General features: G+C 63.4%; 26 protein-coding genes. 18 read left to right on the top strand and 8 right to left on the bottom strand.

Going from position 1 to position 21,549, the window contains the following annotated elements; genetic code table 11:
- Positions 1 to 41 precede the first annotated feature (41 nt).
- The 8 genes from AC07VS_RS19640 (at position 42) to AC07VS_RS19605 (ending at position 6,346) form a co-directional block, all read left to right on the top strand.
- The gene (locus tag AC07VS_RS19640) at positions 42 to 956 is read left to right on the top strand and encodes a methyltransferase domain-containing protein (protein ID WP_492348250.1); all 915 of its coding nucleotides are present in this window, start codon (positions 42 to 44) and stop codon (positions 954 to 956) included.
- Between the two features lie 93 nt (positions 957 to 1,049).
- Positions 1,050 to 1,526: a DUF2244 domain-containing protein gene (locus AC07VS_RS19635; RefSeq protein WP_492348251.1), complete on the top strand. Its 477-nt coding sequence runs from the start codon at positions 1,050 to 1,052 to the stop codon at positions 1,524 to 1,526.
- A 67-nt stretch (positions 1,527 to 1,593) separates the two neighbouring features.
- Entirely contained in the window at positions 1,594 to 2,763 is a 1,170-nt protein-coding gene (gene coxB / locus AC07VS_RS19630; protein WP_492348252.1) for a cytochrome c oxidase subunit II, read from the top strand.
- A 38-nt stretch (positions 2,764 to 2,801) separates the two neighbouring features.
- Positions 2,802 to 4,421, top strand: coding sequence for a cytochrome c oxidase subunit I (gene ctaD / locus AC07VS_RS19625; RefSeq protein WP_492348253.1), 1,620 nt, complete (start codon positions 2,802 to 2,804; stop codon positions 4,419 to 4,421).
- Positions 4,422 to 4,446: 25 nt separating this feature from the next.
- A complete protein-coding gene (locus AC07VS_RS19620; protein ID WP_492348254.1) occupies positions 4,447 to 4,557 on the top strand; it encodes a cytochrome oxidase small assembly protein in 111 nt (36 codons plus the stop codon).
- Between the two features lie 10 nt (positions 4,558 to 4,567).
- Entirely contained in the window at positions 4,568 to 5,191 is a 624-nt protein-coding gene (locus AC07VS_RS19615) for a cytochrome c oxidase assembly protein (protein ID WP_492348255.1), read from the top strand.
- A complete protein-coding gene (locus AC07VS_RS19610) occupies positions 5,188 to 5,409 on the top strand; it encodes a DUF2970 domain-containing protein (protein WP_492348256.1) in 222 nt (73 codons plus the stop codon). The genes AC07VS_RS19615 and AC07VS_RS19610 overlap by 4 nt, the downstream gene beginning before the upstream one ends.
- A 55-nt stretch (positions 5,410 to 5,464) precedes the next feature.
- The gene (locus AC07VS_RS19605) at positions 5,465 to 6,346 is read left to right on the top strand and encodes a cytochrome c oxidase subunit 3 (RefSeq protein WP_492348257.1); all 882 of its coding nucleotides are present in this window, start codon (positions 5,465 to 5,467) and stop codon (positions 6,344 to 6,346) included.
- Between the two features lie 134 nt (positions 6,347 to 6,480).
- On the opposite strand, the gene AC07VS_RS19600 is transcribed toward AC07VS_RS19605, so the two are convergent.
- Positions 6,481 to 6,699 (bottom strand): twin transmembrane helix small protein, encoded by a 219-nt coding sequence (locus tag AC07VS_RS19600; protein ID WP_019574036.1) that lies wholly within the window; start codon positions 6,697 to 6,699, stop codon positions 6,481 to 6,483.
- 15 nt (positions 6,700 to 6,714) lie between these two features.
- Between AC07VS_RS19600 and AC07VS_RS19595 the strand changes: the two genes are divergently transcribed.
- Genes AC07VS_RS19595 through AC07VS_RS19575 form a run of 5 tightly spaced genes read left to right on the top strand, consistent with a single transcriptional unit; the run spans position 6,715 to position 10,862 of the window.
- A complete protein-coding gene (locus tag AC07VS_RS19595; protein WP_492348258.1) occupies positions 6,715 to 7,485 on the top strand; it encodes an SURF1 family protein in 771 nt (256 codons plus the stop codon).
- Positions 7,442 to 8,176 carry a redox-active disulfide-containing membrane protein gene (locus AC07VS_RS19590; RefSeq protein ID WP_494751759.1) on the top strand — a complete coding sequence of 245 codons (735 nt, stop codon included), beginning with the start codon at positions 7,442 to 7,444 and terminating at the stop codon, positions 8,174 to 8,176. Before AC07VS_RS19595 ends, AC07VS_RS19590 begins: the two co-directional genes overlap by 44 nt.
- Positions 8,177 to 8,180: 4 nt before the next feature.
- The gene (locus AC07VS_RS19585; RefSeq protein ID WP_494656771.1) at positions 8,181 to 9,353 is read left to right on the top strand and encodes a COX15/CtaA family protein; all 1,173 of its coding nucleotides are present in this window, start codon (positions 8,181 to 8,183) and stop codon (positions 9,351 to 9,353) included.
- Positions 9,350 to 10,246: a heme o synthase gene (cyoE, locus tag AC07VS_RS19580; RefSeq protein WP_492348261.1), complete on the top strand. Its 897-nt coding sequence runs from the start codon at positions 9,350 to 9,352 to the stop codon at positions 10,244 to 10,246. The genes AC07VS_RS19585 and cyoE overlap by 4 nt, the downstream gene beginning before the upstream one ends.
- Before the next feature lie 4 nt (positions 10,247 to 10,250).
- Complete coding sequence (locus AC07VS_RS19575) at positions 10,251 to 10,862, top strand: SCO family protein (protein ID WP_492348262.1); 612 nt, start codon at positions 10,251 to 10,253, stop codon at positions 10,860 to 10,862.
- A gap of 43 nt (positions 10,863 to 10,905) precedes the next feature.
- On the opposite strand, the gene AC07VS_RS19570 is transcribed toward AC07VS_RS19575, so the two are convergent.
- Positions 10,906 to 11,886: a Bug family tripartite tricarboxylate transporter substrate binding protein gene (locus AC07VS_RS19570; RefSeq protein WP_492348263.1), complete on the bottom strand. Its 981-nt coding sequence runs from the start codon at positions 11,884 to 11,886 to the stop codon at positions 10,906 to 10,908.
- Between the two features lie 135 nt (positions 11,887 to 12,021).
- Positions 12,022 to 12,966: an RNA polymerase sigma factor RpoH gene (gene rpoH, locus AC07VS_RS19565; RefSeq protein WP_492348264.1), complete on the bottom strand. Its 945-nt coding sequence runs from the start codon at positions 12,964 to 12,966 to the stop codon at positions 12,022 to 12,024.
- A 321-nt stretch (positions 12,967 to 13,287) separates the two neighbouring features.
- Between rpoH and AC07VS_RS19560 the strand changes: the two genes are divergently transcribed.
- Positions 13,288 to 13,872, top strand: a complete 585-nt coding sequence (locus AC07VS_RS19560) for a helix-turn-helix domain-containing protein (protein ID WP_492348265.1) — start codon at positions 13,288 to 13,290, stop codon at positions 13,870 to 13,872.
- Entirely contained in the window at positions 13,869 to 14,399 is a 531-nt protein-coding gene (locus tag AC07VS_RS19555) for a GNAT family N-acetyltransferase (RefSeq protein WP_492348266.1), read from the top strand. The genes AC07VS_RS19560 and AC07VS_RS19555 overlap by 4 nt, the downstream gene beginning before the upstream one ends.
- A gap of 362 nt (positions 14,400 to 14,761) precedes the next feature.
- On the opposite strand, the gene AC07VS_RS19550 is transcribed toward AC07VS_RS19555, so the two are convergent.
- Positions 14,762 to 16,135, bottom strand: a complete 1,374-nt coding sequence (locus AC07VS_RS19550; RefSeq protein WP_494751758.1) for an aminotransferase-like domain-containing protein — start codon at positions 16,133 to 16,135, stop codon at positions 14,762 to 14,764.
- Between the two features lie 93 nt (positions 16,136 to 16,228).
- Between AC07VS_RS19550 and AC07VS_RS19545 the strand changes: the two genes are divergently transcribed.
- Both AC07VS_RS19545 and AC07VS_RS19540 read left to right on the top strand, forming a co-directional pair.
- On the top strand, positions 16,229 to 16,372 hold the full coding sequence (locus AC07VS_RS19545; protein WP_494656775.1) for a hypothetical protein: 144 nt from the start codon (positions 16,229 to 16,231) through the stop codon (positions 16,370 to 16,372).
- Positions 16,369 to 16,602, top strand: coding sequence for a hypothetical protein (locus AC07VS_RS19540; protein ID WP_492348269.1), 234 nt, complete (start codon positions 16,369 to 16,371; stop codon positions 16,600 to 16,602). The genes AC07VS_RS19545 and AC07VS_RS19540 overlap by 4 nt, the downstream gene beginning before the upstream one ends.
- A gap of 214 nt (positions 16,603 to 16,816) precedes the next feature.
- Here AC07VS_RS19540 and AC07VS_RS19535 read toward each other — a convergent pair whose 3' ends face one another.
- The 3 genes from AC07VS_RS19535 to AC07VS_RS19525 are packed head-to-tail and all read right to left on the bottom strand — an operon-like array spanning position 16,817 to position 19,546.
- Positions 16,817 to 17,281, bottom strand: coding sequence for a group I truncated hemoglobin (locus AC07VS_RS19535; RefSeq protein ID WP_494656776.1), 465 nt, complete (start codon positions 17,279 to 17,281; stop codon positions 16,817 to 16,819).
- A gap of 29 nt (positions 17,282 to 17,310) precedes the next feature.
- Positions 17,311 to 18,270, bottom strand: coding sequence for a DUF3034 family protein (locus AC07VS_RS19530; RefSeq protein WP_494751775.1), 960 nt, complete (start codon positions 18,268 to 18,270; stop codon positions 17,311 to 17,313).
- A gap of 10 nt (positions 18,271 to 18,280) precedes the next feature.
- Positions 18,281 to 19,546, bottom strand: a complete 1,266-nt coding sequence (locus AC07VS_RS19525) for a hypothetical protein (protein ID WP_494656777.1) — start codon at positions 19,544 to 19,546, stop codon at positions 18,281 to 18,283.
- 123 nt (positions 19,547 to 19,669) lie between these two features.
- Between AC07VS_RS19525 and cutA the strand changes: the two genes are divergently transcribed.
- The gene (cutA, locus tag AC07VS_RS19520) at positions 19,670 to 20,032 is read left to right on the top strand and encodes a divalent-cation tolerance protein CutA (RefSeq protein ID WP_494656778.1); all 363 of its coding nucleotides are present in this window, start codon (positions 19,670 to 19,672) and stop codon (positions 20,030 to 20,032) included.
- Between the two features lie 89 nt (positions 20,033 to 20,121).
- Here cutA and ftsY read toward each other — a convergent pair whose 3' ends face one another.
- The gene (gene ftsY / locus AC07VS_RS19515) at positions 20,122 to 21,540 is read right to left on the bottom strand and encodes a signal recognition particle-docking protein FtsY (RefSeq protein ID WP_494751757.1); all 1,419 of its coding nucleotides are present in this window, start codon (positions 21,538 to 21,540) and stop codon (positions 20,122 to 20,124) included.
- Positions 21,541 to 21,549: the final 9 nt, after the last annotated feature.

Here is a 21,549-nt window from a genome sequence, read left to right as displayed (position 1 = left end):
ATGGACTCAATATACTCGCGGGCGCATTGTCGAGAGCCCGCATGAACCACCCGTCCCCCCCTACCATCGCCCCCTCTGCCGTGCAACGCTGGGGACGTGTCGCCAGCCAGGCCTCGCCCTGGCTGCATGAAGAGGTGGCCCGGCGGATGGAAGAGCGCCTGCAGTGGATCGTGCTGCAGCCCAAAGCCTGGTTGGACTGGGCACCCGCTCGCGGGGGGCTTGAGGCGCACCAGCGCCTGCTGGCCCGCTACCCCAAGGCCGTGCCCCACGTGCACGAGCCTTTCGAGGTTGATCGGGCCCAGGCCCGCCAAAGGCATGAACCGGCCTGGTGGCAGCCGGCTCGCTGGATGGGGCCGGCATCGCATCTGGGCTTGCCGGCACCGGGTGCGGTGCAGATGGTCTGGTCCAACATGGCCTTGCACCTCAGTGAGCAGCCCAGGGCCTTGATGGATGCCTGGCATGAGGCCCTGGAGGTGGGGGGCTTTCTGATGTTCTCCTGCCTCGGACCAGACACCTTGAAAGAGCTGCGCGCCCTGTATGCCGACGCGGGCTGGCCCGAGCCGGGCCCCGCTTTCACCGACATGCACGACTGGGGCGACATGCTGGTCGAAGCCGGATTTGCCGAGCCGGTCATGGACATGGAGCGCATTGTGCTCAGTTATGAGTCACCTGAGCGACTGTTGCAGGAGCTGCGCGAGCTCGGCCGCAACCTGAATCCGGGGCGCTTTGCCGCCTGTCGCGGCCGAGGCTGGCTGACCGAATTGAAGCGCCGCTTGCAGACCCATGACGCCCTGACGGGGCCCACGCCGGGCCAAATGAGCCTGACCTTTGAAATCATCTACGGCCACGCTTTCAAGCCGGCGCCGCGCATCCGATTGGCACCTGAGAGTGCGGTCTCATTGGAGCAAATGAAGACAGTGTTGCGCCAGGGCAAAAAGAATTTGCCGCCTGTTTGAGAATTATCAAACCCAGGTGGTCTGTCGGGTAAACTTGGCCCGGGTTTTCTCAGGGCATTTTCCCGTGCAACCGTTTCATCGGGGGCTTGAGGCATGTCAGATCTGGCATTCCGTTTTGCTCGTGCCTCGGGCGGGGAGGTCGACTGGCGACTGCGCCGCAATTGCTCCGTGACACCGGTGCAACTGGCTTGGTTCTACGGCTCGATCTGTCTGGTTTCGACGGTGATTGCGGGGCTTTGCTGGCACCTGGGAGCGAAGCTGGTGATGGTTTTCACGGGCATCGAACTGCTGGTGGTTGGTGTAGCGTTCATGGTGTTCGCACGTCATGCCACCGACGGTGAGCGGATCCTCCTCAAAGAGGGGCGTTTGCTGGTGGAGTTGGAGCAGGCAGGGCGCCTGGTTCGGACAGAGTTCAAGTCCGACTGGGTGAGGGTGGAGCCCAAGGGCGGGCACCGTTCCCTGATTGAGGTGTCCGGCCAGGGGCGGACGGTCGAAGTGGGGCGCTTTGTGCGCCCCGAATTGCGTCCGGTGCTGGCCAGTGAGATTCGAAGGGCTTTGCGAACCTTGTGACCTTCGGTGCCGCGGTTCGCTGGCACGGTGGCGTCGATTACATAGAGGCAATGAAGAAGTGAACACGATGAAGAGCATTTCCAACAAGTTGGCTTCGCTGCTGCTGACCGCTGGCGCCCTGATCGGCACCGCCGCTCATGCGGTCAATGACCTGCCCGGCGGTCCGGCCGTCCGACAGCTCAACCTGGCCCCCCCGGTGACCCGGATCGCCGAAGAGCAGCATTTCCTGCACTGGATGATGTTGATCATTTGCGTGGTCATCTTCGTGGCCGTGTTCAGCGTGATGTTCTATTCGATCTGGAAGCACCGCAAATCGGTCGGCTACAAGCCGGCCACCTTCCACGAGTCGACCACCGTGGAAATCATCTGGACCATCGTCCCCTTCCTGATCGTGATCGGCATGGCCCTGCCCGCCACCAAGGTGGTGGTGGCCATGAAAGACACCTCCAATGCCGACCTGACCATCAAGGCCACCGGCTATCAGTGGAAATGGGGTTACGACTACCTCAAGGGCGAGGGCGAAGGCCTGTCCTACATCTCCACCCTGGATGCCACGCAGCGGGCCATGTCCAACAACGGTGCCAAGGGCGACATTCCTGACAACTACCTGCTCAAGGTCGACAACCCGCTGGTGGTGCCCGTGGGCAAGAAGGTGCGCATCATCACGACCGCCAACGACGTGATCCATGCCTTCATGGTGCCGGCCTTCGGCATCAAGCAAGATGCCATTCCCGGTTTTGTCCGCGACACCTGGTTCCGTGCCGAGAAGGCCGGCGACTACTACGGCCAGTGCGCCGAACTGTGCGGCAAAGAGCACGCCTACATGCCGATCCATGTGAAGGTGCTGGCCGCTGCCGAATACTCACAATGGGTCGAAGCCGAGAAGAAAAAAGCCGCCGCCAAGGCCGATGATCCGAGCAAGGTCTGGACGATGGACGACATCCTCAAGCGTGGCGAAAAGGTCTATGCCTCGAACTGCGCGGCCTGCCACCAGCCCAATGGCAAGGGCGCTGGCCCGATCAAGCCGCTCGACGGGTCGGCCAAGGTGCTTGATGCCGACCACGCTCTCCAGATCGCTGTTCTTCTGAATGGCCAGAACAACGGTGCCATGCCTTCCTGGAAGCAGCTGTCGGACACCGACATCGCTGCTGTGGTGACCTACACCAAGAACAATTGGTCCAACAAGACGGGTCAGCTGGTGCAGCCTGCTGAAGTGCTCGCACTGCGCGGCAAGTAATCCGACGTCGCCCCTCCAGATTAAGACAAGGAAACATCATGAGTGCAGTTCTCGACCACCACGATCATGCGCACGACGATCACAGCCACGGCGCCCCGGCGGGCTGGCGGCGCTGGGTTTTTGCGACCAATCACAAGGACATCGGCACGCTCTATCTGCTGTTCAGCTTCACCATGCTGATGATCGGTGGCGTGCTGGCCCTCGGCATCCGTGCTGAACTGTTCCAGCCCGGCCTGCAGCTGATGAACCCCGAGCTGTTCAACCAGCTCACCACCATGCACGGCCTGATCATGGTGTTCGGCGCGATCATGCCGGCCTTCGTGGGCTTCGCAAACTGGATGCTGCCGATGCAGATCGGCGCCTCCGACATGGCCTTTGCCCGCATGAACAACTTCAGCTTCTGGCTGATGATCCCGGCCGCGCTGATGCTGGCGGGTTCGTTCTTCATGCCCGGCGGTGCTCCTGCTGCCGGCTGGACGCTGTATGCCCCGCTCACCCTGCAGATGGGCCCTTCGATGGACGCCGGCATCTTTGCCATGCACATCCTGGGCGCTTCGTCGATCATGGGCTCAATCAACATCATCGTGACGGTGCTCAACATGCGCGCCCCCGGCATGACCCTGATGAAGATGCCGATGTTTGCCTGGACCTGGCTGATCACGGCCTACCTGCTGATCGCCGTGATGCCGGTGCTGGCGGGTGCCATCACCATGACCTTGACTGACCGCCACTTCGGCACCAGTTTCTTCAACCCCGCCGGTGGCGGTGACCCGGTGATGTACCAGCACATCTTCTGGTTCTTCGGTCACCCCGAGGTGTACATCATGATCTTGCCGGCCTTCGGCATCATCAGCCAGATCGTGCCGGCTTTCGCCCGCAAGAGACTGTTCGGTTATGCCTCGATGGTGTATGCCACCTCGTCCATCGCCATCCTCTCGTTCATCGTGTGGGCCCACCACATGTTCACCACCGGCATGCCTGTGACCGGCCAGCTGTTCTTCATGTACGCCACGATGTTGATCGCCGTGCCCACGGCCGTGAAGATCTTCAACTGGATTGCCACCATGTGGCAGGGTTCGATGACCTTCGAAACCCCGATGCTGTTCTCGGTTGGCTTCATCTTCGTGTTCACCATGGGCGGTTTCACCGGCCTGATGCTGGCCATGGCGCCGATCGACATCCAGCTGCAGGACACCTACTACGTGGTGGCCCACTTCCACTACGTGCTGGTGGCCGGCTCGCTGTTTGCCTTGTTCGCCGGCTTCTATTACTGGTCGCCCAAGTGGACGGGTTTCATGTACAACGAAACCCGCGGCAAGATCCACTTCTGGTGGTCGCTGATCGCGTTCAACGTCACCTTCTTCCCGATGCACTTCTTGGGTCTGGCCGGCATGCCCCGCCGCTATGCCGACTACCCGATGCAGTTTGCTGATTTCAATGCCGTGGCATCGGTCGGTGCCTTTGCCTTCGGTCTGGCCCAGGTGTACTTCTTCGTGTTCATCGTGCTGCCAGTGATGATGGGCAAGGGCGACAAGGCCCCGCAAAAGCCTTGGGAAGCCGCTGAAGGCCTGGAGTGGGAAGTTCCCTCGCCGGCGCCGTTCCACACCTTCGAAAATCCGCCCAAGCTCGACGCCACGGCCTCGCGCGTGATCGGTTGAACCCCGCCACGGACCCGTCTGAACCATGACCCCCGAACAAAAGAAGAACAACCTTCGCCTGGGCCTGATCCTGGCTTCTGTGGCCGCGGTGTTCTTCATCGGGTTCATGGCCAAGATGGTGTTGCTCGCGCACTGAACGGACCCGCATGAGCCGCCTTGAAAACACCCGCATGGTTGGCAAGCTGGCCGTCGTGGTGGCAGGCATGTTCGCCTTCGGCTATGCCCTGGTGCCCATGTACAAGGCCATCTGCGAAGCCACGGGCATCAACATCCTGGCCCTGGTCGAGCGCGAGGTGCCGGGGAGCGGGCCCACGGGGCGCAATGTCAAGCTGCCGGCCAACACCCAGATTGACACCAGTCGGACCATCACGGTTGAATTTGACGCCAACTCACGCGGGCCCTGGCATTTCAAGCCGGCCCAGAGTTCTTTGCAGGTTCACCCGGGTGAGTTGACCACGGTCATGTACGAGTTCCAGAACGTGCAGGACCGCCGCATGTCGGCCCAGGCCATTCCCAGCTATGCACCGCGGCAGGCGGCACCCTACTTCAACAAGGTGGAGTGCTTCTGCTTCAACCAGTACACCCTGGAGCCCGGCGAAAAGAAGCAGTGGCCGGTGGCTTTCGTGATCGATCCCAAGCTGTCCAAGGACGTGAACACCATCACCTTGTCCTATACCTTCTTTGAGGTGGGTGGCAAGACGCCGGCGGCGCCTGAGGGCCAGACGGCTCTGGCGCCCGTGGTGGGTGCAGGTGCGAGGGCCGGCTCATGAACCAGCCGCTGGGTAAGCCGTCCTCGCCGCGACGCAAAGGGTCCTGGCTGCGCACCGTTCAGGCAGTGGCGTGGTCTTTCGTGGGCATTCGCAAGAACAGCGACTACCAGGAAGACACCGCCAAGCTCAATATTTTCCACATCCTTGCCGTCGGTCTGGCTGGGGCTCTCCTGTTTGTGCTGGGCTTGATTGCCCTGGTGCACTGGGTGGTCCAGTGACTGGCATGGCTTGTTCCAGAAATTCAATCAGAGTTAGAGAGAGACAGGAGCAAAAATGAGTTCGACAACGCATGGTGGAGCCCCTTATTACTTCGTTCCTCATGAATCACGGCATCCCGTGATGGGGGCGATCGGCCTGTTCTTCGTGATCATGGGGGCGGCCAACTGGATCAACAGCGGTGAGTGGGGCCCTTACGCCTTGGCTTTCGGCCTGGTGTGGTGGTTTGTGGTGCTTTACCAGTGGTTTCGCGACGCCATCGCTGAGAGCGAGGGGGGGCAATATGGTCACAAGATCGACCTGTCCTACCGCTGGAGCATGACCTGGTTCATCTTCTCTGAGGTGATGCTGTTCGGCGCTTTCTTCTCGGCTCTGTGGTGGGCTCGCGCGCACTCGGTGCCGGCGCTGGGCAACCTTGAGAACGCCTTGCTGTGGCCCGGCTTCCAGGCCGCCTGGCCGGGCACGGTGGCCGGCGCCACCGGATCGCCGGCTGGCACCATCGATGCCTTCCAGACCATGACGCCGTTCTGGTTGCCCACGATCAACACCGCGCTGCTGCTCACCTCGGGCGTCACACTGACCATCGCTCACCACGCCATGCAGGCTGGTCAGCGCAGCAAGACGATTCTGTTCATGTGGACCACGGTGCTGCTGGGGGTGGTCTTTCTGTTCGTGCAAGGTTACGAATACATGCACGCCTACAGCGAGATGAACCTCAAGCTCAGCTCGGGTGTCTATGGCTCGACCTTCTACATGTTGACGGGCTTCCACGGTTTCCACGTGTTCGTGGGTGCGCTGATGCTGTTCTTCATCACGCTGCGCCTGCAAAAGGGCCACTTCACGCCTGAGCGCCACTTTGGCTTTGAAGGCGCTGCCTGGTACTGGCACTTTGTGGACGTGGTCTGGTTGGGCCTGTACGTGCTGGTCTATTGGTTGTAACAAGCCCCAGACCTGACAAAAAAGCGCCGTAAGGCGCTTTTTTGTCGCCGCTTGCGATCTCCGGGCCTCCGGTCAAGGCCGGGCCTTTGAGTCGGGTGGCGCGGCGTTGTGACGGGCTGCTGCGCCTATGATGGTCAGCGGCCGGCGGGAATGCCGGTCGGTTGAATCCAGCCCAATTTCCAACTGATCAGAATGCAGGCGAACAGCAGCACCGAAAAGCCGACGCGAAAGGCCAGTGCCCGGGCCATGTTCGGTTTCTCGCCGGGTTGGCGCTTGCCTTTGAGCATGAAGAACAGGGCCGTTCCCAGGCTGAGCAAAATGGCGGCAAAAGCCAGGATGACGAGGTATTTCATGAAGGCGATTATCCTGTGAAGCGTTCAGGCGCGTGGCACAACAGCTTTGGCAAAAGCCAGCTCAACAAGCGCTTCGTCCTCATCACGGCCGCGGCGCTGTTCGGCGTGCTGCTCACGCTGGGGCTTGGTCGCTGGCAGTTGGGGCGCGCTGCCGAAAAAGAGCGGCTCCACGAGGCCATGGTGCACCAGGGAGCCCTGCCACCCCTGACTTGGCAAGACTGGTTGCAGGCCAGCCGTGCCGGGCAAGACCTGAACTACCGGCGCATCATGCTGCGCGGCCAGTGGCTGACGCATCACACCCTTTACCTTGACAACCGTCAGATGAACGGCCGCCCCGGCTTTTTTGTGGTGACGCCCCTGGCCTTGCCGGGCAAGGCGGGCGCGGTGCTGGTACAGCGGGGCTGGGTGCCACGCAATTTCCAGGACCGGGCCCGTGTTCCGGAGGTGCAGACGCCTTCAGGTGAGGTCGTTCTGCTGGGCCGTGTCGCACCACCACCGGCCCACCTGCTGGAACTGGGGACGGCCGCTGCCATCGAGGGGTCTTCCCGCATCCGGCAGAATCTCGACGTGAATGCTTTCAGCGAAGAGATCGGGTTGCGCTTGCAAGCGGGTTCCGTGGTTCAGATCGATGCCAGTTCGGACGGCCTGCAGCGCGACTGGTTTGAACCCGGTGCCGGCACCGAAAAACATTACGGTTACGCTTTCCAATGGTTCGGCCTCAGCGCCCTGATGGCCACTCTTTATGTCTGGTTTCAAATTGTCCGACGCAAACCCCGCTCGCCCTGATCTGTCGCCACTGTCGCATCTGCCCGACTCGCCCCTGGGGCTCACGGTGCATTCGATGCCCACGCCCGAGCAGATGGCCGGCGCCAACGGTGCGCGCACACGCCTGGGCCGTCTGAAGATGCTGGCCGTGCTGCTGGTCTGCGCTGCGCCAGTGCTGGCCTCTTACCTCACCTACTACGTGATTCGACCCAGCGCGCACAAGAGCTACGGCGAGTTGATCGAGCCTCAGCGAGAACTGCCCGCCCTCACGGCCCAGGGGCTGGACGGCCAGCCAATGGCCCTGTCATCGCTCAAGGGCCAGTGGCTGTTGATCAGCGTGGCGGGCGGTGCCTGTGATGAGGCTTGTGAAAAGCACCTGTACCTGCAGCGCCAGTTGCGCGAGAGCCTGGGCAAGGACAAGGACCGCCTGGACTGGGTCTGGCTGGTACCCGACCAAACGCCGGTGCGCCCGGCCCTGTTGCCCGCATTGGGGCAAGCCACGGTGTTGCGCGTGGCCCCCGAGGGCTTGAACGCCTGGCTGAATCCTGCCGCTGGCCAGGCCCTGGCCGATCATCTGTACCTGGTCGACCCGATGGGCCACTGGATGATGCGCTTTCCGGCCCGACTTGATCTGGCAGGCGCGGCCAAGGCCAAGCGGGATCTGGAGCGCCTGATGCGTGCCTCGGCCGGCTGGGATGAGGCGGGGCGCTGACACCATGAACACGCTTCAGCCCGCCTACGACCTGTCGCCCCTGCTGCAGGTGATGCTCATGGGCGCCTTGGTCGCCTCCGGCCCCTTGCTGTGGTGGTGGCTGCGTCACCGGGGGCGCAATCCTCAGGGGCGTTTGCAGGCCTTGACCCTGGTCACCTTGTTTCTCACCTTTGATCTGGTGTTGTTCGGCGCCTTCACCCGCCTCACCGACTCGGGCCTGGGCTGCCCCGATTGGCCGGGCTGCTATGGCCACGCCAGCCCGCTGGGCGCGCAGGCGCCGATTGCCCAGGCCCAGCAGGCCATGCCCACCGGCCCGGTCACCCATGGCAAGGCCTGGGTTGAGATGGTGCACCGCTACCTGGCCACCGGTGTGGGGGCCTTGATCGTGGCCCAGTTGGTCCTGGCCTGGCGCCGCCGGCGCGACCAGCGTCGCCAAGGACGCCGGGGTCCCGGGCTGGGCTGGCCGGTGCTGACCCTGCTCTGGGTTTGCCTGCAAGGGGCTTTCGGCGCCTTGACGGTGACGATGAAGCTGTTTCCGGCGATCGTGACCCTGCATCTGGCCGGTGGCCTGGTGTTGCTGGTGTTGCTTGCGGTGCAGGTGGCGCGCCAAGGCCTGGCCGAGGGCGCCCTGCGGCCTGTATCGGTGTCGCTGGGCCTGTACCTGCTCACGGGGGCGGCCGCGCTGCTGCTGACCGCCCAGGTGCTGTTGGGGGGCTGGGTCAGCACCAACTACGCGGTGTTGGCCTGCAGCAGTTTCCCCCAGTGCCAGGGCCAATGGTGGCCTGAGATGGACTGGACGGGCGGTTTTGAACTGTGGCGCCCGCTGGGCCAGTTGGCCAGCGGCGAGCAACTCACCTTCGCCGCGCTCACGGCCATCCACTTTGCCCATCGGCTGGCGGCGGGTGTGGTGTTGCTTTGCCTGGGTGTGCTGAGCTGGCGTTTGTGGCGGGTTCCCGCGTTGCGGGGCCAGGCGCGCTGGCTGGCCGCCTTGTTGCTGTTGCAGGCCCTGACAGGTTTGAGCAACGTGGTGTTGGGCTGGCCGCTGATCGCAGCGGTGGCGCACACCGGCGGTGCCGCTGCCCTGGCCCTGGTGTTGACGCGGGTGCTGACCCTCAGCAGCCCCCGCGGAGCCTTTTCCTCTTCCGTATCCCTGAGCGCATCGAGACTGTCTGCATGAGCGTCGCCCCTTCTGTTTCCTACCCCTCCCTGGCGCGGCAGTTCTATGCGCTGACCAAGCCCCGGGTGGTTCAACTGATCGTGTTCTGTGCCTTGATCGGCATGGTTCTGGCCGTGCCTGGCGTGCCCAGCCTGTCGGATGTGGGTCTGGCCGCGGTGGCCTCACTGGGCATCTGGCTGGTGGCGGGCGCGGCCGCGGCCTTCAATTGCCTGGTCGAAAAAGGCATCGATGCCAAGATGAAGCGCACCGCTTGGCGTCCCACGGCCAAAGGCGAGTTGAGTGATCGCCAGTCGCTGGCGTTTTCGGCGCTGCTGTGCACGGCGGGCTCGGTGCTGCTGTATGTGTGGGTCAACCCGATCACCATGTGGCTGACCTTTGCCACCTTTGTGGGCTATGCGGTGATCTACACCGTGATCCTGAAGCCACTGACACCACAGAACATCGTGATTGGGGGCGCCTCGGGTGCCATGCCCCCTGTGCTGGGTTGGGCGGCCATGACGGGCGAGGTGAGCCCTGAGGCACTGATTCTTTTCCTGATCATCTTCCTCTGGACGCCGCCGCATTTCTGGGCGCTCGCCCTCTACCGGGTCGAGGACTACCGCAAGGCCGGGCTGCCCATGCTGCCCGTCACCCATGGCAACGAGTTCACCCGGTTGCAGGTGTTGCTGTACACCTTTGTGTTGTTTGCCGGGTGCCTGATGCCTTTTGTCTACGGCATGAGTTCCTGGTTTTACCTGGTCGCGGCGGTGCTGCTCAGTGGCGGCTTCATTGCCTATGCCTTCCGCCTGTGGCGCTCCTATTCGGACGAGTTGGCGCGCCGAACCTTCCGTTTTTCTCTGATCCACCTGAGCCTGCTGTTTGCGGCCCTGCTGATCGACCACTACCTGTTCTGATGCCATGAAGAAACGACAAGTGCTCCAATGGGGCTTCACCGTGCTGGGGGCCGCCATGGCCGCGAGCTTGATGACAGCCTGTGCCCCGGCCAAGACCGAGTTCAAGTCGGTCGACATCACGGGCGCCGAATACGCGCGCGACTTCAAGCTGCCCGACCAGAATGGTCAGGTGCGCACGATGGCCGATTTCAAAGGCAAGGCCGTGGTGGTCTTTTTTGGCTACACCCAATGCCCCGATGTCTGCCCCACCACCATGTCAGAGCTGGCCGAGGTCAAGCGCCAACTGGGGGCCGATGGGGAGCGCCTGCAGGCCGTCTTCGTGACCGTTGACCCAGCGCGCGACACCGCTGAACTGCTCAAGGCCTACATGGGCAACTTTGATCCGACCTTCATTGCACTGCGGCCCGAAACGCCCGAGCAACTGGCGGCGCTCGCCAAAGACTTCAAGATTTACTACAAGAAGGTCGAGGGCAAGACTGAATCCAGCTACACCATGGACCATTCGGCTGGCAGCTACATCTACGATCCGCAGGGTCGACTGCGCTTGTTTGCGCGCTACGGGTCGGGCCCGCAGGCCCTGTTGTCCGACCTTCAGGCCTTGCTGCGCGCCTCCTGATCTGCTGGGCCCCATGGTGATGCGAGGCTTCGCGGAGCGGGCCTCAATCGGCCTGGATGCGCTGCTTCTGGATCACCTCGCCCATGCTGCGGGTGTCCGCCTTGATCCGGTTGGCCAGGCCTTCGGCCGAAGTGCCGGCCACCTGCCAGCCCATCTGGAACAGTTTCTCGCGCACTTCGGGGGTGCGGGCAATCCCGCTCAACAAATCTGAAAGCCGGGCCACGATCGGCGCCGGCAGGCTGGCCGGGGCGGCCACGGCGTTCCAGATTTCCAGGTTGAATCCTGTCACACCCGACTCGGCCAGGCTGGGTACCTCGGGGGCCAGCGAGCTGCGGGTGGACGATGTCACGCCAATGGCGCGCAGCTTGCCCGCCTTCACCTGGGCCAAAGCCAGGCCTGGCGGCAACAGGGCCAACTGCACCTGGGAGCCCAGCATGGCGGTGATCACCTGCGGGTTGCCCGGGTAGGGCACGTGCACCGCCCCCAGGTGGGCGCGGGCCTTCAACATCTCCATGCCCAGGTGGGCCACGGTGCCCACCCCGGGTGAGCCATAGCTCCATTGTTCGCCAGCTTTGCGTGCCGCCTCCAGCACGGCCTGCGGTGTGGCGCCTGGCAGGTTGGCCGGGGCAGCCAGGATCAGCGGCGCGGTGCCGATCAGGCTCACTGGCGCCAGGTCTTTGAGCGGGTCGTAATGGATCTTGGGGTTGAGCAGCCGGGCAATGGTCATATTGCCGTTGATCATCAGGCCCAGGGTGTGGCCATCGGTGGCATGGGCCACGGTCTCGGCGGCAATGTTGCCCCCGGCTCCCACACGGTTTTCCACGATCACCGGCTGTCCCAACGCCTTGGACAAGGGCTCGGCCAGGGTGCGGGCCATCAGATCGGGTGACGATCCACCAGGAAAGCCCACCACGATGCGCAGCGTCTTGTGGGGCCATTGGGCTGGGGTCTGGGCCAGCAGGGGCAAGGAAAGACCGCTCAAGGTCAGGCCCAGGGCCTGGCGGCGTGAAATGGAAGTTGGCATGGCAGCGGCTCCGCGCATCGCAAATCAGTGCAAGGGCCAACAGTGTGCCCTATGACGGCAGGCGGCCCGCCTCTGCACGGGCTCAAAAACAAAAAGCCGGACGGATCCGGCTTTGAAGAAAAAGGCGGGGCCTCTTCAGGCGAACTCGGCCAACGCTTTTTTCATCTTCTTCATGGCCGCCACTTCAATCTGGCGGATGCGTTCGGCGCTGACCTTGTACTCGGCCGCCAGCTCATGCAGGGTCATGCCGCCCGAGCCATCGTCGTTCACCTTGAGCCAGCGCTCTTCCACGATGCGGCGGCTGCGTTCGTCCAGACCGTTGAGCGCGCTGGCAATGCCGTCGCTGGCCAGCACATCGCGCTGGCGAGATTCGATCATGGCGGTTGGTTCATGGGCGGCGTCGGCCAGGTAGGCGATGGGGCCAAAAGCCTGATCAGAGTCTTCGGAGGGGCTTGGGTCCAGCAGGACATCGCCACCCGACATACGGGTTTCCATTTCCATGACCTCTTCGCGCTTCACGTTGAGATGCTGCGCCACCACGTCGATTTCGTGTTCGCTCAGCGTGTCGCGGTGCGTGCTGCCATCGTCCATGGCATCGGCCTTGAAGCCTTGCTTCATCGAGCGCAGATTGAAGAACAGCTTGCGCTGGGCCTTGGTGGTGGCCACCTTGACCATGCGCCAGTTCTTCAGGATGTATTCGTGGATCTCAGCCTTGATCCAGTGCAGCGCGTAGCTGACCAGGCGCACGCCCTGATCCGGGTCGAAGCGTTTGACGGCCTTCATCAGGCCCACATTGCCTTCCTGGATCAGATCGCCTTGTGGGAGGCCATAGCCCAGGTACTGGCGCGACACCGACACCACCAGGCGCAGGTGCGACAGCACCAGTCGGCCAGCGGCCTCGACGTTGCTGTCGTCGCGCAGTTCACGGGCGTACTTTTGTTCTTCTTCGAGGGTGAGCATGGGCAGGCGGTTGACGGCCGAGATGTAGGCGTCAAGATTGCCCAAGGCAGGCACCATGGCCCACGGGTTGGCCGGGGTGATGGCAGTGGCTGCAGCGGTCATTGAAGTTTGGATTTTCATACCAGAAATCCTTTCCATGGCGGAATATTAGCACTCTCTGTGACTGAGTGCTAAACCGAAAGTTCCCGCCCTTTTGAGCGCCGGGGCATCCCAGGCAGATGGGGTGGGGCGCGGCCTCTTCAAGGAGGCCGTCTCGGTGGTCGAGGAACTCTTCGTGGCCTTGAAGTCGGCGCCAAGGTGTTGATCTGATGAGGCGAATCTTCGATGCGCCAGCCGCCGACCCCACATGATCGACCGCCGTCCACGGCGGAGTGCCTTTGTCTGTGTGCAGGCCTGTCGCTCATTCCTTTTTGATGGATAAAAATCCATTAAAATGGATTTATGGACATTGACACCTTTCTTGCGCAACGTGTGCGCGATCTGCGCAAGGCTCGTGGGCTTACGCTTGAGCAACTGGCGGAGCAGAGCGGTGTCAGCCGATCCATGATTTCGTTGATTGAGCGCCAGGAGACCAGCCCCACCGCAGCGGTCCTCAACAAGCTGGCGGATGCGTTTGGCATCTCGCTGTCCTCGCTGTTTGCAGGGGGCACCCCGCCCAAGGGGGATCCCGTCTGTCGGGCGGCTGAACAGCCGGTATGGACCGACCCCGCCTCGGGCTATCTGCGTCGGCAGTTGTCACCCTCCGGGCTGGAGTCGCCGGTTGATCTGGTGGAGGTGATCTTCCCCCCGGGTGAGACCGTGGTCTTCGACAACCCGGTGCGCAAGGCCAGCGTGCAACAACAGATGTGGGTGCTCGAAGGGGACATGGCGGTGACCTTGGGCGACCAGACCTGGCAGCTTCAAAGAGGGGACTGCATGGCGATGACACTCGCGGCCCGGATCACATTCCACAACCCCAGTCTCACGGCAGCCCGCTACCTGCTGGTCCTGACCACGGCGACAGAGCCCCCTCGGAGCTTGGTATGACAGCCCATCGATTTGTTCAATGCACGCACGCCGCCCATGCGCAGCCCATTCTTGACATCTTCAACGAAGCCATCCTGAACTCCACCGCCTTGTATGACTACAAGCCACGCACGCTTGAAAGCATGGCGACGTGGTTCTCGAACAAGGACAAAGGGCGTTTTCCAGTCATTGGAATCGAGGATGAAGCCGGGAAACTGCTGGCCTTTGGCAGCTACGGCACCTTCAGGGCGTGGCCCGCCTACAAGTACACGGTGGAACATTCAGTCTATGTGCACCAGGACCACCGAGGGCAAGGGCTTGGCGCCAAGGTGATGCGTGCGTTGATCGAAGAGGCCAGAAAGCAGGGTGTGCATGCACTCATCGGGGCCATCGACGCATCCAACTCGGGAAGCATCGCCTTGCATGCCCGCCTGGGGTTCAAACACGTCGGCACCTTGCCTGAGGTGGGCTTCAAGTTTGGCCGATGGCTTGACCTGGCGTTTTACCAATTGACGCTGGACACGCCGCTGAGCCCTGTCGACGATTGAGGGGCCGCCGGCCTGCGACGGGGCACGGTCATGATCGTGTCAACTCGGATGCCGTGGGACACCGAAGCTGAGCCTGGCCTGAGGTCGACCTCAGTCGGGTCGTCCGAATGGGGGGGGAGCAATTTGGTGTTGCCTTGCTGGTTAAATTGATATCGGACGCGTTGAGAAATCATGGTCCCGATGAGGTGATGGATTCAGTTCAATACCCAGCTGAAATGAGGTATTCAATTGCTTGAGGGGCGTCGGTTGGATTGATCAGATAATCTCACTTATCGATTTTTTTGACGCCTGTGGCTTGGTTTTAATAAATCAAAACTTTGGTGCAGACGGATTTGACCTGTCGCTCAAATCGCTGCGGCGCCTCAGGCTTCAGGTCGCCTCGCCAGTAGATCAGACAGCCCTCGAAGACCCGCCTGCAAGAGGTCCCGGTCTCTCACACCCCCCAAAGAAATCCGGATGGCGTTCACTGACCCGCTGTCCATGGCGAAGGCCTGCGCCGGCGTGACCGCGATGCCCTCGCGGTTGGCCGCACGCGCAAGCTCAGAGGGGGGCCAGTGCGCAGGCAACTCAAGCCAGGCATGCAGACCGTCCCCGGTGCCTTGGTACCGACCCGCCAAAATATCCCGGGCCATCCAGTGGCGCCGGCGTGCCTCCTTGCGGACGCCTTCCATCAATCCGGCCGCCGAACCGTCAAGAATCCACTGGGTGGCCAGTGCGGCCGACAGAGGTGAGGCCATCAGCGCAAATGACTTCAGCGCGGCCAGAAAACGTTCGCGCTCGTGCGGGGCGCGTATCAGCACGAAGGCGACGCGCAAGCCGGGCGTGAGGCATTTGGACAGCGTTGAGATGTAGCTCACCTGATCGGGGGCATGGGTGGCCACAGGCGGCGGCGGGGCATCGGCCAGGAGCCAGTAGGGGTCATCTTCGATGATCCGCACATCGCAGCGCCTGGCGATGCGGGCAATCTCCTGGCGTCGACGCGCTGTCAGCGTCACGGCGGTTGGGTTCTGCAGGGTGGGGTTGAGGTAGAGCAGCCGGGGCTGGTGCCGGCGGCAGGCTTCCTCAAGCCGCTCAGGCACCATGCCGTGCCGGTCTGCGCCCACCGTGATGAGTTGACGGCCGAATTGGCTTGCTGCGGCCCGCAGGCCGGGGTAGCCCATGGGCTCTGCCAGGATGACATCGCCAGGCTTTGTCAGCGCAAGGATCAAGGCGGCGATGGCCGCTTGCGCCCCCGGACAGACCAGCACCTGCCGAGAATCCACGGGCCCCAACATCGGTTTCAGCCATTGGGCGCCAGCCTGGCGGTCAAAGTCGCTTCCACCGGCCAAGTGGTAGCTCATCAACAATTCACCGTCCATCCCCCTCAGCACTTGCGACAAGCCTTGTTTCAGCAGGTCGTCAAAATCCACGCCATCCGGTGGGGGAGGGGTGTTCATGCTCAGGTCGAGGCGGGCGGTCAGCTCGACCTTCGGGGCTGCAACATAGCTGCCTCTGGCGCCACGGCCCTCCAGCAGTTGGCGGCGTCGGGCCTCGTCGTAGGCGCGGGTGATCGTCGTCAGGTCGACGCCGAGCTGGGCTGCCAACTGGCGTTGTGGCGGCAGGCGGTCACCGGGCTTCAGCGATCCTGCGACCACGGCCGCCTGCAAGGCATCTGCAATCTGCAAGAAGCGAGGCTCGCCGAGCATGACCAGTCGCGGCAACCAACTGGGCAAATTGGGGTCGTGTGGGGCATTCATACTGGGACAATTTGTCTCAATGTATGGAAATTGTTTTTAAGTAGTATGCCTGCATGGCTTATGGCAATCTCATTGTTTTTAAATGATGTCTGAATGTCATTATCCGGATATCAGGCAGATGTCCCGGTTGATGATGGGAAATGCCGAGGTGATATTTTTGAACTGAAATGGCGAGGGGTGCCGACGGCATTCCGCGCCATCGAGGCTCTCAATGAAGAGTTGGAATATAGAAAATGATGGATTGGGTCCCCGTAGTCTTCGTGACTTTCAAAGTGATCGTGCTTGGCATCGGCATGTTTTTCGCCATCAAGTGGCATTACGACCAAGAGAAAAAGAAGAAGGAGACGCGTGTGCTGCTGCGCGCCAGCGGCAAGGTGGCCGCGGTCTTTGTGCTGTCACTGCTGGGGCTGGGCTTCGTCACTTTCGACCTGGCCGGCATGCTGGGGCTGGACCTGTCCTGGCCATGAGGGTCGAGAACCGCGGCTCACTGCCCGGTGCTGCCGCGGCCATTCCCGTCCAAGCCGGCTGTGCGTGAAGGGCATCCACTGGTTCTGTCCCCGCCAGACTTGGACAAACTTGTGGACAAGCCGTGTCCTGAGCGTTGAATGGGGTGCTAAGTGCTTGATTTGAAAGGGTTGTCCTTGCGCTGCCTGTTTTTTGAGCAGGCCATGCACCAACCCATCAGCGGGGCGACTTCAGGATGTCGCGGTACATGGGCGCCAGAATGGCCAGCAGCCGGTTCTGGGTCCGGAACGGCACCCCTTGTTCGTCCATGGCGAGTTGCAGGTCTTCGACCAGGGCGTTGAAGTGCGCCATGGTCAGGGCCAGTTCCTCGTGCGCGTCCTTCATCGAGTTGCCTTCGTAATGGCAGGGGCCGCCCGTCAGTTCGCACAGCTGATCCGTGATCTGCTCCTGCAAGCCTTTGAGCTTGATGCCCTTGAACTTGTCGGCAATGCGCGGGTTGGCTGCCGAGCGTTTGAGCATGCCGGCCACCACGGCGTCGATGCCGGCGCGCTCACCCAGTGCACGGTACAACGCGGCATCGGCCGGGCGGGCGGGCACATAGTGGTCAGGGTCTGCGCTGGCCGAAGCGGTGGCCACCAGCATCAAGGTGGCCATGGCAAGGGGCAGAAGTCGGTGGGGCATGAGCTTGTCCTGAAGGCTGTAGGGGGCGCTCAGTAACTGACCTGGCCTGACAGGTACCAGCCCCGCTGGCGCCGTTGTTCGGTCACGCCGGGCACGATGCGGCCCAGGTCCACATAAGCCGCGGTCAGTGAGACATTGCGCTGGGGCGCCCAGGCCACGAACAGGTCTTTCCAGTCGTCCTGGCGCAAGGCGTTGCCCAGGCCGGCGGCGCGCCCCACGGCCTCCAGGTTGTTGGGCATGAAGCGGTACTCCGCGCCCACGGCCAGGTCTTTGCGCAGCAGGTAGGCCACGCTCAGCTCGGGGTTCAGGCTCGCGCCGTGGCGCCCCGGCGCGGCAGCGCCGAAGCCCAGCAGCCCACCCTGGTTGGCCTGGGTGTAGCGCAAGGTGGCATTGAGCAGCAGGCCCTGGGCCAGCCACAGCTTGGTGGCCGAGACATACACATCGGTGCCCGAATTGCGCACGCCCAGAAAGTTGAACACCGGCTGCAGCGAGCCCGCCTGGGTGTGCTTGTACTGCAGGCCCACCGCCAATTGAGGCATCAGGGTGTCGCTGTCCAGGATCGCATCGCCGCCCAGTCGCAGTTTGGCCCCCAGCACATCCATCTTCAGGTGCGGGCCGGGCTGCACGTCAAAGCCCAGCGCGTTCAGTGCCGTGGCCGGCCCGGCCGAGAGATCCTGCTGTCCCACGCTCAGCTCGATCTGATTGCGCAGGTTCAAGGTCAGGCCATAGGTCTTCAGCCCGTAGTCGCGGGTGGCCAACTGGTTGAGGTTGGCGCTCAGCCCGATTTCACCATCGGTGGCCTGGGTGCCCATCACAGCCCAGGGCACGATGCCACCACCGGCCGCCCCCTCGACGGTCGAAACACCGCCCGTCAACAGCAGCTTGCCGCTGTCTGCCCGGGCCTCGCCCTGCAGCCCCAGGCCCAGCAGCAAGGTCGCCAACAGCCCGGCAGCGGCTTTCAGACGAGCGCAGCGTTTTGGCATGGTGATCGCGTGGGGCTCAGGGCAGGGCCGAGGGGTTGGAGAAATAGGCTTTGGAGTAGGTCTTGAACTGACCACCATCGGTGGTGATGTTGGTCTGGGTGACTTCGCCCGGGCTGAACACCACGCCCACCCCCCCGGCCGCGACCAGTTCGTTGGGGTGGCTCAGGAAGTAGCGCACGCGGTTGTCACGCCAGGGGCTTTGCTTGCTGGCCGTGGCAGCGGGCACCCCCAGGGGGGTTTGCCACCACAGCAGGGGCCGCCCCAGGCCCTGGAAGAAACTGTTGGCGGTGGCAAAGTGTTCGGTGAAGGTGGGCGAGGTGGTGTTGGTCTCATCCCAGTACCAGTTGCTGCCGCTGCGCACACAACTGCCCACACTGGATTGCGCCTCGAAACAGCCCGCGTCGCGGTCCAGCGTCTGCATGACCACGAAGTCGGCCTGGCCGGCCCCCAGCTTTTGCATGTAGCTCACTTCGGTGGACAGCAGGTCGCCAAACAGCGAGGGCGGGAAACCCACATACGCCTGGGGTGCATATTGGCGCGCGGTCTGGATCAGGCAGGCGGCCATGCCGGCCACAGTGTTGGGCAGGGTGGCACAGTCGGGGTTGGTGTTGACGTAGACGAACATCTGCGTGGGGTCGGCGTTCACCCGGTGCGTGTAACCCCAGAAGTCGGGCTCGAAATTGACCAGGGCCGGCTTGCCATAGGTGGCCAGTTGCTGAAACAGCAGACGCGTGTTGTCCCAGTAGTCCTTCATGAAGCTGGTGTCGGTCAAGCCAGTCAACACCCCATCGCCGCGGGTGGCCATCTGGTAGAGGGTGAACATGGGCACGGCCCCCAACTGGTCGGCGCGCTGCGCCACCAACTGCACGTAGGCGCCTGAGGGGCTGTTCCAGCTCGGCCAGGCGCTGGCGCCGGCCCCCACCAGGTACTGGTCGTAGATGTCGGGGGTGAGCGTCTGCGACTGGATGGGGGCGACGTCGGTCGAGCCCAAGCCCACCAACAGGCGCTGGCTGCGCCCCAGGGCTTTGGCCAGCACCCCGGGCCGTTGGGCCAGGGCGGCTTGCTGGATCAGCGTGTGGCCATCGGTGGTGGCGCTGCCCGACCCACTGCCTGATCCACTGCCTGAACTATCGGACCCGCCCGAGCTGCCGGAACTGCCCGATCCGGTGCTGGTGCTGGACGATCCCCCGCCGCCGCCACCACCACAGCTGGCAACGAAGACGATGGCTGCAAGCGCCATCAGGCGAAGGGCATGGCTGGGTCGGTGTGTAGGCAAAAACATGCCCATCAGTCTACTGAAAGCAACCGGTCATGGGCATGACAAGCCCCTTTTTCTGTCATGAGTCGGTGCATGCCCGCCGGATGCTGCTGCGTCACAATCCCGGGTCTGTTCTGGAGCCTGACCATGTCCACGCCGCCGGCCAATCCACTGCCCTCCCCCATCGAAGCCTCTTCGGTGACCCTGTGGTGTGTCACCACCACCGTGGGGCAGGCCACCGATGCCGACGCGCTCGCCAAACAGGTCTTGGCGCAGCGCCTGGCCGCCTGCGTCCAGGTGGAACCCCTGCAGTCGCACTACCGCTGGCAGGGCCAGACCCTGGCCGAGCCGGAATGGCGCCTCACGCTCAAGACAACCGCAGCGGCCGGCCCGGCCTTGCTGGCGTGGTTGAAGCATCACCATCCCTACGACTTGCCCCAACTGTGCTGGGCCCCCTGGCAGGCCTCGGCCGACTACGCCCAATGGGTGCGTGACAACGTGAACCCCTGAGAGGGCAGGGCGGTTTCGCCCGACACGCTCACCTGAAATGAAAAAGGCCCGCCGATGGGCGGGCCTCGTGGCCAGTGGGGGGCCGGGCCTCAGGACAGCAGGGCCTGGGCAAACTCGCGGGCGTTGAAAGTCTCCAGGTCTTCCAGCTTCTCGCCCACGCCGATGAAGTACACCGGCACCGGGCGCTCCTGGGCGATGGCGGCCAGCACGCCCCCCTTGGCGGTGCCGTCGAGCTTGGTCACGATCAGCCCGGTCAGCTTCAGCGCGTCGTCAAACGAGCGCACCTGGGCCAGGGCGTTCTGGCCGGTGTTGCCGTCGATCACCAGCAGCACCTCGTGCGGCGCGGTGGCGTCGGCCTTGTTCACCACGCGGCGGATTTTCTTGAGCTCCTCCATCAGGTGCAACTGGGTGGGCAGGCGTCCGGCCGTGTCCACCAGCACCACGTCCTTGCCACGGGCCTTGCCCGCGGTGACCGCGTCGAAGCTCACGGCCGCCGGGTCACCGCCCTCCTGGCTGACGATCTCGACCGTGTTTCGATCGGCCCACACGCCCAGCTGTTCGCGGGCGGCGGCACGGAAGGTGTCGGCCGCAGCCAGCAGCACCGCAGCCCCTTCGTTGGCCAGGTGCTTGGTCAGCTTGCCGATCGAGGTGGTCTTGCCCGCGCCATTGACGCCGGCCACCATGATCACGGTGGGCGTGAACTCACCGATCACCAGTTGCTTTTCAAGCGGGCGCAGCAGATCGGTGATGGCGTCGGCCAGCAAGGCCTTCACCGCGGCCGGGTCGGTGGTCTTGCTTTCCTTCACGCGGCGCTTGAGATCGGTCAGCAGGTGCTCGGTGGCCTTGACGCCGGTGTCGGCCATCAGCAGCGCGGTTTCGAGCTCTTCGTACAGGGCGTCGTCGATCTGCGTGCCGGTGAACACCGTGGCCAAGGTCGAGCCGGTCTTGCGCAGGCCAGCCTTCAGCTTGTCCAGCCAGCCTTGCCGCGCTGGCGCAGGGACTGGCACCGCCACAGGGGCAACGGCAACGGGCGCCGCGGCGGGTACCGGTGTCCTCACAGCCGGGATCGGCGCCGGTGCCGGTGCTGGTGCCGGTGCAACAACTGGAGCAGGTGCAACGGGTGCAGGTGCAACTGGAGGAGGTGCCGCAACGGGCGCCGGGGCGTCGACCTGCGGTGCGGCCGGGGTCGACGGCGCAGAGGCCAGCGCAGAAGCCGGCGCAGATACGGGCGGTGCGGCTGGAGGTGTTGCTGGAGCTGTTGCTGGAGGTGCGGCGGGCACCGCGATGGCCTGTGGCTCGGCAGGGGGCTCAGCCGGTGCGGCTGGCTTGCCGCCGAAGGCATTGCGCAGCCAGCTCAGGCCGCCTCCGTTGGTGCTTGTCGGGGCCGGCGGGGCTGCGGGCGCAGAGGTTTCAGGCACGGCAGCGGGCGCGGGCGCCGAAACGGCCGGCGCGCTGGCAGGTTCTGCCGGGGCAGGAGCAGGGGATTTTTTCTTGAAAAAGCTGAACATTGCGGGGTT

This window comes from Curvibacter sp. GW821-FHT01G03, from assembly GCF_059422285.1.
Note: the sequence above shows the minus strand (reverse complement) of the source record. Positions and strands in the feature narration are given on the sequence as shown.

Bases quoted from the DNA above. Each gene is read 5' to 3' on its own strand.
- AC07VS_RS19640 (WP_492348250.1), top strand. From the start codon at position 42: ATGAACCACCCGTCCCCCCCTACCATCGCCCCCTCTGCCGTGCAACGC.
- AC07VS_RS19635 (WP_492348251.1), top strand. From the start codon at position 1,050: ATGTCAGATCTGGCATTCCGTTTTGCTCGTGCCTCGGGCGGGGAGGTC.
- coxB (WP_492348252.1), top strand. From the start codon at position 1,594: ATGAAGAGCATTTCCAACAAGTTGGCTTCGCTGCTGCTGACCGCTGGC.
- ctaD (WP_492348253.1), top strand. From the start codon at position 2,802: ATGAGTGCAGTTCTCGACCACCACGATCATGCGCACGACGATCACAGC.
- AC07VS_RS19620 (WP_492348254.1), top strand. From the start codon at position 4,447: ATGACCCCCGAACAAAAGAAGAACAACCTTCGCCTGGGCCTGATCCTG.
- AC07VS_RS19615 (WP_492348255.1), top strand. From the start codon at position 4,568: ATGAGCCGCCTTGAAAACACCCGCATGGTTGGCAAGCTGGCCGTCGTG.
- AC07VS_RS19610 (WP_492348256.1), top strand. From the start codon at position 5,188: ATGAACCAGCCGCTGGGTAAGCCGTCCTCGCCGCGACGCAAAGGGTCC.
- AC07VS_RS19605 (WP_492348257.1), top strand. From the start codon at position 5,465: ATGAGTTCGACAACGCATGGTGGAGCCCCTTATTACTTCGTTCCTCAT.
- AC07VS_RS19600 (WP_019574036.1), bottom strand. From the start codon at position 6,699: ATGAAATACCTCGTCATCCTGGCTTTTGCCGCCATTTTGCTCAGCCTG.
- AC07VS_RS19590 (WP_494751759.1), top strand. From the start codon at position 7,442: ATGTCTGGTTTCAAATTGTCCGACGCAAACCCCGCTCGCCCTGATCTG.
- AC07VS_RS19585 (WP_494656771.1), top strand. From the start codon at position 8,181: ATGAACACGCTTCAGCCCGCCTACGACCTGTCGCCCCTGCTGCAGGTG.
- cyoE (WP_492348261.1), top strand. From the start codon at position 9,350: ATGAGCGTCGCCCCTTCTGTTTCCTACCCCTCCCTGGCGCGGCAGTTC.
- AC07VS_RS19575 (WP_492348262.1), top strand. From the start codon at position 10,251: ATGAAGAAACGACAAGTGCTCCAATGGGGCTTCACCGTGCTGGGGGCC.
- AC07VS_RS19570 (WP_492348263.1), bottom strand. From the start codon at position 11,886: ATGCCAACTTCCATTTCACGCCGCCAGGCCCTGGGCCTGACCTTGAGC.
- rpoH (WP_492348264.1), bottom strand. From the start codon at position 12,966: ATGAAAATCCAAACTTCAATGACCGCTGCAGCCACTGCCATCACCCCG.
- AC07VS_RS19560 (WP_492348265.1), top strand. From the start codon at position 13,288: ATGGACATTGACACCTTTCTTGCGCAACGTGTGCGCGATCTGCGCAAG.
- AC07VS_RS19555 (WP_492348266.1), top strand. From the start codon at position 13,869: ATGACAGCCCATCGATTTGTTCAATGCACGCACGCCGCCCATGCGCAG.
- AC07VS_RS19550 (WP_494751758.1), bottom strand. From the start codon at position 16,135: ATGAATGCCCCACACGACCCCAATTTGCCCAGTTGGTTGCCGCGACTG.
- AC07VS_RS19545 (WP_494656775.1), top strand. From the start codon at position 16,229: ATGTCATTATCCGGATATCAGGCAGATGTCCCGGTTGATGATGGGAAA.
- AC07VS_RS19540 (WP_492348269.1), top strand. From the start codon at position 16,369: ATGATGGATTGGGTCCCCGTAGTCTTCGTGACTTTCAAAGTGATCGTG.
- AC07VS_RS19535 (WP_494656776.1), bottom strand. From the start codon at position 17,281: ATGCCCCACCGACTTCTGCCCCTTGCCATGGCCACCTTGATGCTGGTG.
- AC07VS_RS19525 (WP_494656777.1), bottom strand. From the start codon at position 19,546: ATGTTTTTGCCTACACACCGACCCAGCCATGCCCTTCGCCTGATGGCG.
- cutA (WP_494656778.1), top strand. From the start codon at position 19,670: ATGTCCACGCCGCCGGCCAATCCACTGCCCTCCCCCATCGAAGCCTCT.
- ftsY (WP_494751757.1), bottom strand. From the start codon at position 21,540: ATGTTCAGCTTTTTCAAGAAAAAATCCCCTGCTCCTGCCCCGGCAGAA.